The organism is Sulfolobus acidocaldarius DSM 639 (assembly GCF_000012285.1).
GTDB classification, from domain to species: domain Archaea; phylum Thermoproteota; class Thermoprotei_A; order Sulfolobales; family Sulfolobaceae; genus Sulfolobus; species Sulfolobus acidocaldarius.
Genome location: NC_007181.1, coordinates 1,206,447 through 1,220,580 on the forward strand (window position 1 = coordinate 1,206,447; position 14,134 = coordinate 1,220,580).

Consider the following 14,134-nt stretch of genomic DNA (forward strand, 5'->3'; position numbering starts at 1 on the left):
TTTTACCCTCGGTCTTTAACATATATAGTAATGGGGTTCAAGGATTTAAGAGAATATATTGAATTTCTTAGGAGAAATAAGAATATTTTAGAGATTAGTGATGAAGTCTCCACGGAATTAGAGATAGCCTATCTAACGAGAGAAGCCACGTATTCTAAAATGCCTGCATTACTATTTACTAATGTTAAAAATTTCCCAGAATGGAAAGTAATTACTAATATTTTTAATTCACTTAATGTCTTCTATAACATTTTCGGATCTAATAAACTTGAGGAGATTTCTGGTAAATTTCTTGATGAGTTTTTAGGTCAGTTACCTACAACGTTCTTTGAGAAGATACGAAGCTTTGCTGAGATGAGTAAGTTAGGAAAGGTCTTTCCTAAATCTAAAAAGCCGGTTTTTGAACTGCATGAGGAGTATTCGCTTGATAAGTTTCCAGCTCTAAGGACATGGCCCAAAGACGCTGGAAGGTACTTTACTTTCTCTATTACTATTACGAAGGATCCTGATACAGAGGTGCATAACTTAAGTGTTTACAGAATTCAGCTAGTTAACCAGAAAGAAGCTATAGTGCATTGGCAAGCATTTAAAAGAGGAAGTATCACAGCCAATAAATATCTGAAAAAGGGGATAACAAAGGTTCCTGTAGCAATAATCAACGGTGTTGATCCTATAACTACGTTTGTCGCAGCATCTCCTGTTCCTCCTGGTCTTGATAAATATTTATTTGCTGGTATACTTAGACAAGAAGGAGTAGAAGTAACCCGTTTAGATAACGGAATTTTGGTTCCAGCTAATGCTGAATCAGTAATAGAAGGATATGTTGATTTGAACGATGTGAGATTAGAGGGTCCATTCGGTGACCATTTGGGATATTATACTCCAGCAGACTTTTACCCCACATTGAAAGTCGAAAGAATTTATGTTAGGGATCAGCCAATATTTCACGCCACATCTGTTGGTAAACCACCTTTAGAAGATGCATGGATTGGAAGAGCAGTCGAAAGATTATTTCTACCTTTCCTCAAAATGATCGTACCGGAATTAGTTGATATGAATTTACCTGAATACGGTCTATTTACAGGTATTGGAATATTCTCGATTAGAAAAACTTATCCTGGGCAAGGAAAAAGGGCTATGATGGCATTATGGGGGGTGGGGCAATTGAGTTTACTGAAAATGATTATAGTTGTTGATGAAGATGTAAATGTACATGATATCAACCAGATACTCTACGCGATATCTAGCACAGTTGATCCCAAAAGAGATGTGCTAATTGTAGATAATGTATTGACAGACTCTTTGGATCATACGACTCCACATCCTCCTCTTGGTAGTAAAATAGGTATTGACGCTACAAGGAAATTCAGAGAGGAAGTTGGTAGGGAATGGCCAGAAGAGGTTTCGGACGATCCTGAAGTTGTAAAAAGGATGGAAAAGATTTTGAAAAAAATTAAAGATCAATATCCTCTCTCAAAGTAATGTCACTATCCTCAGCTCTGTATACTATACTTACCCTTTTTAAAGTATCAAGTTTAAGGGGAATTCTAATTGATTTTTCTGGTTCGACCTCTTTTTCCAAAGAGACTTCCTCCGTTATCAATTTAGGAACTCTCTCCATCTCATAGCCAAATGTAGTTACTTCATACGATAATGCCACTCTTCTAAGTAACACCTTTTTAGGAGTGTTATTAATTATCTCCAACTGGTTTTGTTTCTTCTCTAGTTTGAAAAGTCTCATTCAATTACCCATTTGGTTAGGAGTATTATAAATGTTTCCTTTTTTAAAGGTAAATCGGCGGAAGAATATACTACGAGATAGAAGATGGCAGATGTGAATGATTTTCTGAGAAATTGGGGAGGAAGGCAAGAGCCTACAATATCAGAAAAAATAAAGAATCTCTTTAAGTCACAACAGCCTTTAAGATATAGATTAGTAATGGCTAATTATAGATTAAGAACAACAATAAGTAGATTAGATGTTTATATTTCAAAATTACAGGAGAGAGATAGGAGCTTATTTGAGAAAGTGGTAGAGTCTCAGATTTCCAAAGATAGTGCAAGGGCTGCAATGTACGCTAATGAAATAGCAGAGATAAGGAAAATAACCAAACAGTTATTGACTACTGAAATAGCTCTAGAACAGGTTCAACTCAGATTAGAGACCATAACTGAAATAGGAGATATATTCACCTCCTTGGTCCCGGTTATTGGCGTTATAAGGGAATTGAGAAATGTGATGAAGGGTGTAATGCCTGAATTATCAATAGAGTTGGCTGATTTAGAAGAAGGTCTGCAGGAGGTAGTGTTAGAGGCTGGTGAATTCACTGGAGCTAGAGTTGACTTTGCAACCTCTTCTCCAGAGGCAAGAAAGATCTTAGACGAAGCCTCAGCTGTAGCAGAGCAGAGGATGAAGGAGAAATTCCCATCTTTACCATCATTTGCAACTTCGGTGGATCAAAAAACAAACGCAAATCAAAAATAAATTCAATAATGAGATTTTTTGATATGTCAGAAACTTTTTTTAATATATAAGTAGGAAATATTTATGGGAACTGTTTTGGATTCTTCACTTATAGAGGGGGAGCTTGTCCTAGATCTCAAAAATGTATCAAAAGATATGATTGAGGTAGTAGGGGGGAAGGCTGCTAATTTAGGGGAGTTATTATCACTGGGTATAAGAGTACCTCCAGGTTTTGTAATAACTTCAAATGCATTCAGATATTTCCTAAAATATAATGGATTATATGATGTTATAAAAAACATATTTGAAAATGATAAAGACGAGAAAAAGGTTAGTGAGAAAGTAAAGAGTCTTATTTTAAACGCAGAAATACCTCCAGATCTAAAGAAAGCTATATCTGACGCGTACGAACAGTTAGAAAAAATATCTAATAAGGAAGTTCTTGTCGCCGTAAGATCTTCTGCTACTGTAGAGGATATTGAGGAGGCAAGCTTTGCGGGCCAACAGGATACCTTTCTTAACGTAAGTAAAAATGATTTATTCAGTTACATTAAGAAAGTCTGGGCTAGTTTACACAATGAGAGGGCTATCTCTTATAGAAATGCAAAAGGCATAGATCACTTATCAGCCCATATGGCTGTGGTAGTACAAAAAATGGTTAATGCTAAAGCTGCAGGGGTAATGTTCACGTTACATCCTTCAACTGGGGACACAAATTATGTGATTATAGAGTCTAATTGGGGTCTTGGGGAAAGCGTGGTAGGAGGTAAAGTTACTCCCGACGAAATAGTAATAGATAAATCTACGCTTAAAATAGTTCAGAAGCGTATATCTCATAAGACAATTAAAGTCACCTATGATAAGCAGATGAAGAAAAACGTTGAGTTAAAGTTAGATGAGAACGAAGCCAATTCGATTTCTATAACTGAGGAGGAGGCGAAAGAACTAGCTAAACTAGCTCTTAAAGTTGAACAGCATTATGAAAGGCCTATGGATATTGAATGGGCTATAGATAGTGATATTAAATTTCCGGAGAACATATTTTTGCTTCAAGCCAGACCGGAAACATACTGGTCTTCTAAGCAAGTTAAACCCAAAGAAGAAGTGTTAGTTAAAGCATCTGTTGGAAAAATATTGACCAAAGGATTACCTGCTAGTCCTGGAATAGCATATGGTAAGGCTAGAGTGATACTGGATATTAAAGATGCTGGATCTTTCAATCAGGGAGAGATCTTAGTGACCAGAATGACTGATCCAGATTGGGTTCCTCTAATGAAAATAGCTTCTGGAATAGTCACAGATGAGGGTGGAATGACGAGCCATGCGGCAATAGTATCAAGAGAATTAGGTATTCCAGCTGTAGTAGGTACGGGAAATGCTACAAATAGTATTAAAGATGGGCAACAGATTACCATAGATGCTTTTAGGGGTATAGTATATGAAGGAAAAATAGAGTTTGAAGAAGAGGTTAAAGAAAAGCAAACTGTAAGTGGGATTTCTGGTATCTCAAAGGAAACAATATTGAGTTTATACCCGGTAACAGCAACCAAGATTTACATGAATCTTGGGCAACCAGATGTGATAAATAAATACTTGGACTTGCCATTCGATGGAATTGGTCTTATGAGAATCGAGTTTATAGTCAGTGAATGGATTAAATATCATCCCTTATACCTGATAAAAAATGGTAAGCCTGAAGTATTTGTGGATAAATTAGCAGAGGGTATTAGTATAGTAGCTTCAGCAATATATCCAAGACCAGTGGTAGTTAGATTTTCTGATTTTAAGACCAATGAGTACAAGAGGCTATATGGTGGAGATGAGTTTGAGCCTGATGAAAGAAACCCCATGTTAGGATGGAGGGGTGTTTCAAGATACATAAGTAAGCAATACGAACCTGCATTCAGATTGGAGGTTAAAGCAATTAGGAAAGTTAGAGAAGAAATGGGTTTAAAGAATGTTTGGGTTATGTTCCCGTTTGTGAGAACGTCATGGGAGTTGAAGAAAGCAATTGAAATAATGGAGGATGAGGGTCTAAGGAGGAATCAAGAGTTTAAGGTATGGATAATGGCTGAAGTACCCTCTGTAGTAATATTGGCAGATGAGTTTTCAAAAATAGTCGATGGATATAGTATTGGAAGTAATGATCTGGCTCAATTAACCTTAGGTGTAGATAGGGACTCTGATTTATTAGCAAGAATGGGATACTATGACGAGAGAGATCCTGCTGTTCTTAAAGGTATAAAGACTCTAATTTCTGTGGCGCATAAGTATGGCAAGACCGTATCTATATGTGGTCAAGCTCCTAGTGTATATCCTGAGGTTGTTGAATTTCTCGTTCGTGCTGGTATAGATAGTATAAGTGTTAATCCGGATGCAGTAATAAGTGTGAGGAGACAAGTAGCCTCAGTAGAACAAAAAATATTATTAGAGGGATTATCGAAAAACAAGAGAAAATCTTGAGCTAATGAATATAACAATTTTTACAATATCTTCTTACGCCATCATTATATCCAACACATTTTTCACAAATAATTTTTCCACACTTCTCACATTTACCTATTGACAACTTTTCACCACATACTTCACATAAACTCATTTCACATACTTTACAAATATTCTTCTCTTCATTAAAATCTAGTTTACAAACATTTCTTCCGCATATTTTACATTCGAAAGTTCCTATTTCCTCTTCACATATTTCACATTTCAATGAACTTTCTAAACCACCTATAAGCTTCTTCATCATCTTTCGCCTGAATAGGAGGATGTTTAAAGTAAAATGCTGATAGCTCTACTAAAGGACCTCCTATTCCTCTATCAAGTGCTACTTTTACACCTCTTATCGCGTCAACTAATACTGCTGCTGCATTTGATTTATCGTCAACCTCTAGCATTGCCTCTACTTTTACAGGCATTCCCGCAAACCCAGATCCTTTCGTATATATGTATGCTACCTTAGTGTTTCCAAGGAACGGAATATAGTCTGAGGGACCTATTCTTATTCTTCCTTCTCTCTCAAGGTAGTCATTCTCTAGGGTACTGGTAACAGCTTTAGTTTTGCTTATTCTCTTTGTATAGAGCCTTTCTTCAGTTTTCATATTTAAGAAATCTGTATTTCCTCCAACATTTAATTGATAAGTCTCTTCCACCTTAACCCCTCTAAGTCTGAATAATGATGTTAATGTCCTGTGAAGTATTGTTGCACCTACTTGTCCCTTTATGTCATCTCCAGCTAACGGTAAATTCTTTTTCTGAAATAATGTCGGAAATTCCTTTTTAGGATCGCTAGCTATGAATACAGGAATAGCATTTATGAATGCGACGTTAGCTTCAAGGGCTGCTCTAGCATATGTTCTACTTGCTCTCTCGCTTCCTACAGGTAAAAGGTTTATTAATATTTCAGTTTTTGAGTCTTTAAGTTCCTGTATTACATTTTCTATTTTTGCATCATCTACTGGATTAAATACATCGATCATATGAGGGGCTACTCCATCTAAAACCGGTCCTGGGCTTACTTTTACCCCTTTCTTTTCCATATTCACAATTTTAGGTGTTATATTAGGTTTTTCGAATATTGCTTCAGTTATATCTTTTCCAACTTTATTTTTCGAAATATCAAATGCAGCAACTACTTCTATGTCTGTTATCTTATATTTCCCTATAACAGGAGTTATAAGTCCCTCGTAGTAATTTTCTCCTCTTTGTTTATAATATTCTATTCCTTGAATTAACATAGAAGCAACATTGCCTAGTCCAGCGATAGCTACTTTAATCATACACTATTTATACAATGCAAGATGTTAAAATATATTGTGATGAGAGAATATATCTGAACGGTGAAGAAGTGGAGCGACTCTGAGGTGAAATTAATGGGTGGATTGAAGAGAATGTATGTTATAGTTTATGGTATAGTTCAAGGTGTAGGATATAGAAGATTTATACAAATTCATGCAGCTAGATTAGGTATAAAAGGTTACGCTAAGAATCTGCCTGACGGGTCAGTGGAAATTTTGGCAGAGGGATATGAGGAGGCTCTATATAAACTCTTAGATCAGATAAAAAGAGGACCTCCACTATCTAAAGTTGAAAAAGTTGATGTGAAATTTGATGACTACACAGGGGAATTCGCTAGCTTTGACACATACTAAAATTTTTAAATAAGTTTAACATCTCTTCTTTACAGGTGCTTTTGTTGAGCCAATGGTAAATAGTTTCGATATAATTCCAAAGTATTGGTATAATATAATACCCGATCTCCCAAAACCATTACCTCCACCAAGAGATCCACAAGACGCAGAGTTCTCAAGAATTGATCTTCTAAGAAAAATCCTCCCAAAGGAGGTATTAAGACAAGAGTTTACCATAGAAAGGTTTGTAAAGATCCCTGATGAGGTTAGGGATAGATATATAAACATAGGTAGACCTACACCACTGATTAGAGCAAGGAGATTAGAAGAGTATTTGAAAACTCCAGCAAGGATTTATTTCAAATACGAGGGCGCAACACCAACTGGTTCTCACAAGATAAATACAGCAATACCTCAAGCATATTTTGCTGCAAATGAGGGAGTTTCTCATGTTACCACTGAAACCGGCGCTGGACAGTGGGGAACAGCAGTAGCCTTGGCTGCTTCAATGTATGATTTAGAGTCTACCATATTCATGGTCAGGGTAAGTTATGAGCACAAACCTATGAGAAGAACTATAATGGAATTATATGGTGCTAAGGTTCATGCAAGCCCTACTGATCTAACAGAGTTTGGTAGAAAAATTCTAAAAGAGGATTCACGTCATCCTGGGTCTTTAGGCATAGCTATGAGTGAGGCAATAGAGTACGCCCTGGAAAATAATTATAGGTATTTAGTTGGAAGTGTATTAGATGTAGTAATCCTGCACCAATCCATTATAGGTATGGAGTCTATTAATCAACTTGAGGCACTAGGAGAAGAACCAGATACCATAATAGGGTGTGTCGGAGGAGGAAGTAATTTTGGTGGATTTACATATCCGTTTATTGGTACCAAGAGGGGAAAGAAGTATATAGCTGTAGGTTCCTCAGAAGTACCTAAATTCAGTAAAGGTAAATATGAATATGATTTCCCAGACTCCGCTGGATTATTGCCACTGGTAAAGATGATAACTTTAGGAAAGGATTTCATTCCTCCTCCTATATATTCAGGCGGACTTAGATATCACGGAGTTGCCCCAACCCTTAGTTTACTGGTTAAGGAAAAAGTGGTTGAATGGCGCGAGTATACAGAAGAGGAGATATATAATTCAGCTAAAATCTTTATGAAGACTCAAGGTATAATTCCAGCACCTGAATCTGCTCATGCTATTAAGGCTGCAATTGATGAGGCACTGGAGGCTAAAAAAACCAATGATAAGAAGGTGATATTGGTTAACGTTAGTGGTCATGGTTTGTTAGATTTGAGCAACTATGAATCTATGAAAAATAGAGTGATGAAGAAATGAGTAAAAAGTATCTGGTAGCCTATATGACGTTAGGCTATCCTAATGTAAATGATTTCTACAAATTCATCGATAACATAGAGGATTTTGGGGTAGATATTTTAGAAATTGGGATTCCACCAAAGTATGCTAAATATGACGGACCTGTAATAAGGAAGACATATAAAATCGTTAGTAATAATATAAAGAACTACTACGAGATACTTTATGAGGTCAAACAGAGAATCAAAATTCCAGTTGTTATTTTAACATATCTGGAAGAGTACGTAGATAAGTTAGGAGATTTTTTACTAAAATTAAAAGAAAGTAGGGTAGATGGTGTTTTATTCCCAGATTTGCTTATAGATTATGTTGACGAATATGAAAAATATGTCAATTTAATAAAGAATGAAGGTATAAAAACTGTTTTATTTACAGCTCCCTTAATGCCGGATGACCTGATCATTAAAGCATCTAAACTAACCGATCTATTTCTTTATTACGGAGTAAGACCAACTACAGGTGTAGTTATTCCAATAAGTATTGATTCTCTGATAAACAGAATAAGAACTATGGTTCAAAGTAAGTTAGTTGTAGGCTTTGGTTTGAACAGTATTGAAGATATTAAGAAAGCGATGTCAGTAGGAGCAGACGGAATAGCCGTTGGGACATCTTTAATAGAAGAAGTTGACAAAAACGGAGTGAATGGAGCACTTGAACTTATAAAAAAATTGAGAGGAGTGCTGGATGAATATTAGTGATTATTTGAAAAAGATTGTATTTGAGAAGAGAGATCTTTCAACTGAAGATAGTGAAGCTATAGCTAATGCTTTAATGAAAGGAGAAATTCCTGAGATTCAGGTTTCTGCTTTATTGACTTCTTTAGCTATGAAGGGGGAAAGTTTTGAAGAGATAGTGGGTTTTGCAAGAGCTATGAGAAACAATGCAATCAAGATAAGTTATCCAGAAGCTCTTGATACTGCAGGAACTGGTGGAGATGGACTAGGTACCATAAATGTAAGTACTATTACGGCAATAATTCTAAGTCAATTATTTCCTGTGGCTAAGCATGGCAATAGATCTGTTAGTGGTAAGTCAGGTAGTGCAGATGTTCTTGAAGCTCTGGGTTATAATATAAATATTGCCCCTGAGTTAGCTAATAAGCTTATAAAAGAGAATAATTTCGTCTTTCTCTTTGCTCAAATATACCATCCAGCTATGAAAAACGTTGCGAATGTAAGAAAGACCTTAGGCATAAGAACTATATTTAACCTCCTAGGTCCCTTGACTAATCCAGCGGGTACAAGATATCAACTAATTGGACTGTTTTCGTCTAAAGTCATGGATATAGTAGCAAAAGCAGCCTCACTATTAGATTACAAAAAAGTTTTCATATATCATGGAGAGCCAGGTATTGATGAAATTAGTCCTTATGGATATACGACCGTTTATGAAATTACTAATGGGAAAATACAACAATATAGACTTCATTACTCTGATTTTGGTCTAAAGAGACAGATACCGATTGAAAAAATTACTGCCACTAGTGCAAACGAGTCTGCTATAAAAATACTTAGAGGGGTTATGGGGATTGACAGTGATATTAGAGACTTTATAGGAATTAATGTTGCTGTAGGTCTCAAACTTATAGGTAAAGCGGAAGACGCTAGGGATGGATTCGAGTATGCTATGCAACTAATGGAATCAACAATTCAGCATCTAAGAAGGATTATAGAATCTAATGGTGACATTAAAAAATTTGATCAGTTAGTGAGGCAAGTTGGTAAAGGTTAAATTCTGTGGAATAGCTAGCCTGGAGGATGCAATATTGGCTGAAAAACTTGGCGCTGACTTTATAGGGTTTGTTACTGATACGGCGAGCCCTAGATTTGTTAAGAAAGATTTTATTGGTTTTGTGAGAAGGTATGTAGAAATTCCGACGGTTGAAGTAATAGTAAAGGGAAATGTATCTGAATCAATTGATAAAACAAAGGCAGACCTAATCCAAATACATAGGGTACTAACTAGACGAGAATTAGACGAGATTCATATGTATAGAAAGAAAGTAATACTTTATGTTCCTTCTTCGGATATGTATCAAGAATATTTCAGGAGTGTTATAAGTATGGGCTTTAATGTATTGGTGGACTCAGAGATAAAAGGTAGTAAGGTCAACCTAGATTTAGCGAGAGGCTGGGCTAAAGAATATGAAATTGGAATAGGCGGAGGAATATCACCAGATAACCTCCATGATTTTCTATCGATAAATCCAAAATGGATTGATGTTTCTTCAGGAATCGAGAAATACAAGGGAAAAAAGGATCCTAGTAAAATGTTAAAGATAATAGAAGGTGTTAGAAAGTGGAAGTATACCCAATAACTGCTTTTACTCAACCTAATGAAGTCTTTAGTTGTATAAAGAAAGATGAAGACGTTGCGGTTCTATTAGAGAGTGGCTCAGGTCCCCAATATAAATCAAGGTATAGCATGATCGGTTGGGGCAGAAAGGGCTATATATCTCTGTATAAAAACAAAAGTTCAGGAGATATAGTCAAGGAATTCTATGATCCAATAGAGGTTTTATCAGAATTTTTAAATAAGGCACCAAGCCTTAATGTTCCAGGTAAGTTCAAAGGAGGAATATTTGGATATATGGGTTATGATGGAGTTAGATATTGGGAAACTATTAAGGATTTGAAGCCTGAGCCTGAGAAATGGCCCTATGCAGAATTTTTCATCCCTCAGAATATAATAGTTTATGATCATGCAGAGGGGAAAGTATATCTAGATGGTGACTTACCTACTAAGTATAATTGTATATCATCAGACGAAACAAAATTTTCATATTACGAGGAGTCCCTAAAGAAGGAAGAATTTGAGGGGATAGTGAAAGAAGCATTAGACTATATAAGGCGCGGATATATCTTTCAGGTGGTTCTTTCTAGGTTTTATAAGTACATTTATAAGGGAGATTTGATGAGGTTTTACAATAATTTAAGAAAAGTTAATCCTTCTCCTTATATGTTTTACATGAAATTCATGGATAGGGAGATAATTGGTTCAAGCCCTGAGACTCTATTTAGTGTTCAAGGAGGAGTAGTAGAAACATATCCTATTGCCGGATCCAGACCTAGAGGTAGAACACTAGAGGAAGATTTAGAACTAGAAAGAGATTTGTTGTCATCAGAAAAAGAAAGAGCTGAACATCTTATGTTAGTTGATTTAGCACGAAATGATATAGGCAAAGTTTGTTATATGGGTTCTGTCAAAGTTCCTGAGTTTATGTATGTTGAAAAGTATGCATATGTTCAACATATAGTTAGTAAAGTGGTTGGTACCTTGAGGAAGAATCTTACTTCTTTTGATGTTTTGAAATCAACTTTTCCTGCGGGTACAGTTAGTGGTGCACCAAAACCTATGGCAATGAATCTTATTGAATTATTTGAGCATTATAAGAGAGGTCCATATGCTGGAGGCGTAGGGTTTTTCTCGTCTAATGGTGATGCAGAATTTGCAATAACTATAAGAAGCGCATTTGTAAATAAGGATACTATAAGAATTCAAGCAGGTGCTGGCATAGTTTATGATTCTGTTCCTGAAATGGAATACTTTGAAACGGAACATAAGATGAGAGCCTTGAAAGTTGCAATGGGGGTGTAAAATTACGGACATAACGTTGATAATTGATAATTACGATAGTTTTGTATACAATATAGCTCAGCTTATAGGTGAACTTGGTAGTTATCCTATAATTATAAGAAATGACGAAATAACACTAAAGGGAGTTGAAAGATTAAATCCTGATAGAATTGTTATATCTCCAGGTCCTGGTTCTCCAGATAAAAAAGAGGATATAGGAATTGTTAATGATGTGATTAAATACTTAGGCAGAAGAATTCCTATCTTTGGGGTATGTTTAGGTCATCAAGCTATAGGATTTACCTTCGGCGCAGTTATAAGGAGAGCAAAAACGATCTATCATGGGAAGATAAGCAAAATAGTACATTCTTCTTCCTCTACACTATATGATGGGATTCCAAATCGTTTTGAAGCAACTAGATATCATAGTTTAGTTATTGATAATGTAAAGGAACCTTTAGTTATTGATGCGTATTCGGAAGAAGATAAGGAGATTATGGGAGTACATCATGTTGAATACAGGATCTATGGAGTTCAGTTTCATCCTGAGAGCGTGGGAACAGGATATGGTAGGAGAATATTTTATAACTTTCTGAATAAAGTGTAACTTGATGCCGAGATTTCTAAATGGTTGGTTAACTGATGTTGTACAAGCCTCCCTCTCCCGACCTAAAATAGAAAAGGTAAGAGATAGACCTATCTTCTCCTTAAAAAAAAGTATAATTTCTGCTAAGAATTCAGGATTAAATCCTATAATAGCAGAATATAAAAGAAGGTCTCCCTCTGGGATAAATGTAGATATTAACATTATAGAATATGTAAAATTTATGGAGAATAATGGTGCGACAGGAATAAGTGTTTTAACAGAAGAAAAGTTCTTTAACGGTAGTTATAATGACCTGGAACTAGTTGCAAAGAATGTAAAATTACCCATACTAATGAAAGATTTTGTAGTTAGTGAAAAACAAATAGATTCTGCATACAATATAGGAGCAGATGTTATATTATTAATAGCAAAAATATTGACGGAGAGAGAGCTGGTCAGTTTATACAAGTATGCTAAATCTTACGGACTAGAGGCAATAGTAGAAATATCAGATGAGGAGGACTTAGATGTAGCTTTAAGAGGTAATTATGATTTCATAGGGGTAAATGCTAGAAATCTTGAGTCACTAGAGGTAAGTTTAGATAGAACTAAAAAATTACTTCAAATGATACCTAAGGATAGGTTGAAAATAGCTGAAAGTGGTATTAGTACTAGACAAGACATTGAGGAACTCAGAGCTTCCGGTGCAGACGCTTTCCTCATAGGTACATCCTTATTAAAGGATCAGAATAAAATAAAGGAGTTGATTTAATACTTATACTGATGAGCTTAGATAATTTCTCTAAAGGAGCTTTAGCCATATCAGGCGAAACTACACTACTATATCAAGATATAGCTAGGAGTGTTCAAAAGGAGAAAGGAATAAAAATCGTCAACTTTGGCATAGGTCAGCCTGATTTTCCTACATTTCAAAAGATAAGAGATGAAGCTAAAAAAGCTCTTGATGGTGGTTTTACTGCTTATACTTCAGCATATGGTATTGACGAGTTAAGAGCTAAAATAGCAAGTTTTCTCAGTAGTAAATACAATACTAATATATCTAGTAAGGAAGTTATTATAACTCCTGGAGCTAAAGTCTCTTTGTATCTAGCATTTCTACTATACGTAAATCCAGGTGACGAAGTTATAATATTTGATCCTTCCTATTACTCCTATCCTGAAGTAGTCAAGATGTTAGGTGGAAAACCTGTTTATGTTAAGATGAAATGGAGAGAAGATACAGGATTTTCCCTTAATCTGAATGATCTTGAGAATAAAATTACTGATAAAACAAAGATGGTAGTACTAAATAATCCTCATAATCCTACCGGAATGGTATTTGATCCTAAAGAGATAGATCAGTTAATAGAAATAGCTAAATCTAAAAATCTGATAGTCCTATCGGATGAGATATACGACTATTTTGTTTATGAGGGGAAGATGAGAAGTGTACTCGAGGATCCAGACTGGAAAAACTTCAGCATATACGTTAATGGGTTTAGTAAAACCTTTTCCATGACTGGTTGGAGATTAGGATATGTAGTAGCTAAAGAAAACGTAATAAAGAAAATGTCTGAGATTGCTGCTAATGTCTACACATGTCCAACAAGTTTCGCTCAAAAAGCAGCTGTGTCTGCCTTTGATACGTTTGATGACGTAAAGAAAATGATAGATACATTTAAGAAAAGAAGGGATGTGATGTATTCTGAGTTAAAGAAAATTAAGGGAATACAGGTTAATAAGAGTCAGGGAGCTTTCTATATGTTTCCATATCTGGGCGAAATTCTGAGAAAAAGCGGTATGTCCACAAAAGATTTCTCTGTTAATCTAATTAAAGAAAAAGGAGTAGTAACTATTCCAGGAGAAGTGTTTCCATTAGATGCAGGTAAAGAGTTTGTAAGGTTAAGTTTTGCTGTTGACGAAAATGTTATTAAGGAAGGCGTTCAAAGAATGAGCGAGTTCATAAATCAGTTGATGAGAAGTTAAAAAAG

General features: G+C 35.6%; 15 protein-coding genes. 12 read left to right on the top strand and 3 right to left on the bottom strand.

Annotation, left to right across the window (positions count from 1 at the left end):
- Nucleotides 1-30 precede the first annotated feature (30 nt).
- Nucleotides 31-1,482, top strand: coding sequence for a UbiD family decarboxylase (locus SACI_RS06765; protein WP_011278246.1), 1,452 nt, complete (start codon nt 31-33; stop codon nt 1,480-1,482).
- Here the strand turns inward: SACI_RS06765 and SACI_RS06770 are convergent.
- Complete coding sequence (locus SACI_RS06770; RefSeq protein ID WP_011278247.1) at nt 1,454-1,741, bottom strand: hypothetical protein; 288 nt, start codon at nt 1,739-1,741, stop codon at nt 1,454-1,456. The genes SACI_RS06765 and SACI_RS06770 overlap by 29 nt on opposite strands.
- Before the next feature lie 84 nt (nt 1,742-1,825).
- On the opposite strand from SACI_RS06770, the gene cdvB1/B2 reads away from it, so the two are divergent.
- Nucleotides 1,826-2,485: a cell division protein CdvB1/B2 gene (gene cdvB1/B2, locus SACI_RS06775; protein WP_011278248.1), complete on the top strand. Its 660-nt coding sequence runs from the start codon at nt 1,826-1,828 to the stop codon at nt 2,483-2,485.
- 63 nt (nt 2,486-2,548) lie between these two features.
- Nucleotides 2,549-4,927, top strand: coding sequence for a pyruvate, water dikinase (gene ppsA / locus SACI_RS06780; protein WP_011278249.1), 2,379 nt, complete (start codon nt 2,549-2,551; stop codon nt 4,925-4,927).
- A gap of 1 nt (nt 4,928) precedes the next feature.
- On the opposite strand, the gene SACI_RS06785 is transcribed toward ppsA, so the two are convergent.
- Nucleotides 4,929-5,213, bottom strand: coding sequence for a hypothetical protein (locus SACI_RS06785; RefSeq protein WP_230937949.1), 285 nt, complete (start codon nt 5,211-5,213; stop codon nt 4,929-4,931).
- Complete coding sequence (locus SACI_RS06790; protein WP_011278251.1) at nt 5,167-6,243, bottom strand: inositol-3-phosphate synthase; 1,077 nt, start codon at nt 6,241-6,243, stop codon at nt 5,167-5,169. The genes SACI_RS06785 and SACI_RS06790 overlap by 47 nt, the downstream gene beginning before the upstream one ends.
- A 93-nt stretch (nt 6,244-6,336) precedes the next feature.
- On the opposite strand from SACI_RS06790, the gene SACI_RS06795 reads away from it, so the two are divergent.
- From SACI_RS06795 to SACI_RS06835, 9 genes are read left to right on the top strand one after another with little or no spacing between them, the layout of a single operon-like run.
- Nucleotides 6,337-6,615: an acylphosphatase gene (locus tag SACI_RS06795; RefSeq protein WP_011278252.1), complete on the top strand. Its 279-nt coding sequence runs from the start codon at nt 6,337-6,339 to the stop codon at nt 6,613-6,615.
- Between the two features lie 52 nt (nt 6,616-6,667).
- A complete protein-coding gene (locus SACI_RS06800) occupies nt 6,668-7,942 on the top strand; it encodes a TrpB-like pyridoxal phosphate-dependent enzyme (RefSeq protein ID WP_011278253.1) in 1,275 nt (424 codons plus the stop codon).
- Nucleotides 7,939-8,676 (top strand): tryptophan synthase subunit alpha, encoded by a 738-nt coding sequence (gene trpA / locus SACI_RS06805; protein ID WP_011278254.1) that lies wholly within the window; start codon nt 7,939-7,941, stop codon nt 8,674-8,676. Before SACI_RS06800 ends, trpA begins: the two co-directional genes overlap by 4 nt.
- Complete coding sequence (gene trpD, locus SACI_RS06810) at nt 8,666-9,712, top strand: anthranilate phosphoribosyltransferase (protein WP_015385611.1); 1,047 nt, start codon at nt 8,666-8,668, stop codon at nt 9,710-9,712. Before trpA ends, trpD begins: the two co-directional genes overlap by 11 nt.
- Complete coding sequence (locus tag SACI_RS06815; RefSeq protein ID WP_011278256.1) at nt 9,699-10,298, top strand: phosphoribosylanthranilate isomerase; 600 nt, start codon at nt 9,699-9,701, stop codon at nt 10,296-10,298. The genes trpD and SACI_RS06815 overlap by 14 nt, the downstream gene beginning before the upstream one ends.
- Nucleotides 10,280-11,578 (top strand): anthranilate synthase component I, encoded by a 1,299-nt coding sequence (locus tag SACI_RS06820; protein WP_011278257.1) that lies wholly within the window; start codon nt 10,280-10,282, stop codon nt 11,576-11,578. The genes SACI_RS06815 and SACI_RS06820 overlap by 19 nt, the downstream gene beginning before the upstream one ends.
- Before the next feature lie 16 nt (nt 11,579-11,594).
- Complete coding sequence (locus tag SACI_RS06825) at nt 11,595-12,164, top strand: anthranilate synthase component II (RefSeq protein WP_011278258.1); 570 nt, start codon at nt 11,595-11,597, stop codon at nt 12,162-12,164.
- A 4-nt stretch (nt 12,165-12,168) separates the two neighbouring features.
- The gene (gene trpC / locus SACI_RS06830; protein ID WP_011278259.1) at nt 12,169-12,915 is read left to right on the top strand and encodes an indole-3-glycerol phosphate synthase TrpC; all 747 of its coding nucleotides are present in this window, start codon (nt 12,169-12,171) and stop codon (nt 12,913-12,915) included.
- An 11-nt stretch (nt 12,916-12,926) separates the two neighbouring features.
- On the top strand, nt 12,927-14,129 hold the full coding sequence (locus tag SACI_RS06835; protein WP_011278260.1) for a pyridoxal phosphate-dependent aminotransferase: 1,203 nt from the start codon (nt 12,927-12,929) through the stop codon (nt 14,127-14,129).
- Nucleotides 14,130-14,134 lie beyond the last annotated feature (5 nt).

Coding starts and splice junctions, on each gene's coding strand:
- SACI_RS06795 (WP_011278252.1), top strand. CDS start 6,337: ATGGGTGGATTGAAGAGAATGTATGTTATAGTTTATGGTATAGTTCAA.
- SACI_RS06770 (WP_011278247.1), bottom strand. CDS start 1,741: ATGAGACTTTTCAAACTAGAGAAGAAACAAAACCAGTTGGAGATAATT.
- SACI_RS06835 (WP_011278260.1), top strand. CDS start 12,927: ATGAGCTTAGATAATTTCTCTAAAGGAGCTTTAGCCATATCAGGCGAA.
- SACI_RS06765 (WP_011278246.1), top strand. CDS start 31: ATGGGGTTCAAGGATTTAAGAGAATATATTGAATTTCTTAGGAGAAAT.
- trpC (WP_011278259.1), top strand. CDS start 12,169: ATGCCGAGATTTCTAAATGGTTGGTTAACTGATGTTGTACAAGCCTCC.
- SACI_RS06800 (WP_011278253.1), top strand. CDS start 6,668: ATGGTAAATAGTTTCGATATAATTCCAAAGTATTGGTATAATATAATA.
- trpA (WP_011278254.1), top strand. CDS start 7,939: ATGAGTAAAAAGTATCTGGTAGCCTATATGACGTTAGGCTATCCTAAT.
- SACI_RS06790 (WP_011278251.1), bottom strand. CDS start 6,243: ATGATTAAAGTAGCTATCGCTGGACTAGGCAATGTTGCTTCTATGTTA.
- SACI_RS06785 (WP_230937949.1), bottom strand. CDS start 5,213: ATGATGAAGAAGCTTATAGGTGGTTTAGAAAGTTCATTGAAATGTGAA.
- ppsA (WP_011278249.1), top strand. CDS start 2,549: ATGGGAACTGTTTTGGATTCTTCACTTATAGAGGGGGAGCTTGTCCTA.
- cdvB1/B2 (WP_011278248.1), top strand. CDS start 1,826: ATGGCAGATGTGAATGATTTTCTGAGAAATTGGGGAGGAAGGCAAGAG.
- trpD (WP_015385611.1), top strand. CDS start 8,666: ATGAATATTAGTGATTATTTGAAAAAGATTGTATTTGAGAAGAGAGAT.